The sequence below is a fragment of the Pseudomonas sp. GM50 genome (assembly GCF_000282375.1).
Lineage (GTDB): Bacteria > Pseudomonadota > Gammaproteobacteria > Pseudomonadales > Pseudomonadaceae > Aquipseudomonas.
Genome location: NZ_AKJK01000131.1, coordinates 1 through 1,366 on the forward strand (window position 1 = coordinate 1; position 1,366 = coordinate 1,366).

At 58.4% G+C, this 1,366-nt stretch carries 1 protein-coding gene; it reads left to right on the forward strand.

Going from position 1 to position 1,366, the window contains the following annotated elements; all coding sequences use genetic code 11:
* The first annotated feature begins 85 nt into the window (after positions 1–85).
* Positions 86–1,108, forward strand: a complete 1,023-nt coding sequence (locus PMI30_RS02220; RefSeq protein WP_008014587.1) for an IS110 family transposase — start codon at positions 86–88, stop codon at positions 1,106–1,108.
* Positions 1,109–1,366: the final 258 nt, after the last annotated feature.

Consider the following 1,366-nt stretch of genomic DNA (forward strand, 5'->3'; position numbering starts at 1 on the left):
CGGTCGAATAATGAAATGGCTACCCCCGCCGCCCCCTGCGATCGCCCACTAAGCTTTCGCAGGGGGCTCATCGGAGACCGTTGCCATGAAAGTAGCTATTGCCGCCATCGATTTGGGAAAACACGCCTTTCACCTGCATGCGCAAGATGATCGAGGCCATGAGCTTTACCGCAAAAAGTTTACTCGTGTGGCGCTCATTCAACACCTGGCGAATCTTGAACCCTGCACCGTCGTGATGGAGGCCTGTGGCGGAGCCCACTTCATGGCACAGGAGGTGGCCAAGCAGGGGCATACGCCCAAGCTCATTGCTCCTCATCTCGTGCGTCCTTACGTGAAAAGCAACAAGAACGACTTCGCGGATGCCGAGGCGATCGGCGAGGCGGCGACTCGTCCGACGATGCGCTTTGTGCACCCCAAAACCCAGGCTCAGCAGGTGCTGGCCATGTCCAACTCGATACGTGATTCGTTCATCAAAGACCGCACCGCGACCGTCAATCGGATTCACGCCGCCCTTCTGGAAGTGGGCGTCAGCCTGACCCCGGGCTTCAAATCGATCAACACACTACCGGCGATGCTGGAGGCGAGTTCACTTTCTGAGCCCTTCAAAAAAAATCTGATGATGTTGCATGAGCACTTCAACTACCTGGACGGGCAGGTCAAAAAGCTGGACAAGGACGTGGAATGCCAGGCCGCTGAAGATGATCTGGCGGCCCGTTTGATGACCATGCCGTGTGTCGGCCCGATCACCTCCAGCGTCCTGGCGGCGGAGTTGGGCGATGGCAAACAGTTCAAATGCGGCCGAGGCTATTCGGCCTCGATCGGGCTGGTGCCCAAACAGCACTCCACAGGCGGCAAGACCGTCCTGCTGGGCATCAGCAAGCGTGGTGATCGAAACCAGCGGCGCCTGCTCATCCAGTGTGCCCGTGTTTACTTGATACAGCTGGAGCGACAGAAAGGCTGGCTGGCGGACTGGGTCCGGCAGCTATTGGCCCACCATCACTCCAACCATGTGGTCTGCGCGCTGGCCAACAAGCTGGCGAGGATCGCCTGGGCGATTGCGGCCCACCACACTGAATTCGATGCAGGGCCAGCCGCGATGAACGCCTGACCCTGCTGTCACCCGAGCACCACCCACCTGGTTTTGCGATGCTGGATAACAGATGACGTGAACGGCCAACCGGCCTGACGACAACCCTGAGCTCCCACACGGCTGAAAGGCCGTTCGAATAATTAGGATCGTCGGGCATCGATTCTCATCGAGGCGCGGGGCTACAACCCCCACTCAGACGCCGGATAGATGAAAGCAAGCCAAACACGCATCAAAAACAGTATTGCAGAAAAGGGGGTAACCATAGATGTGGGAGCG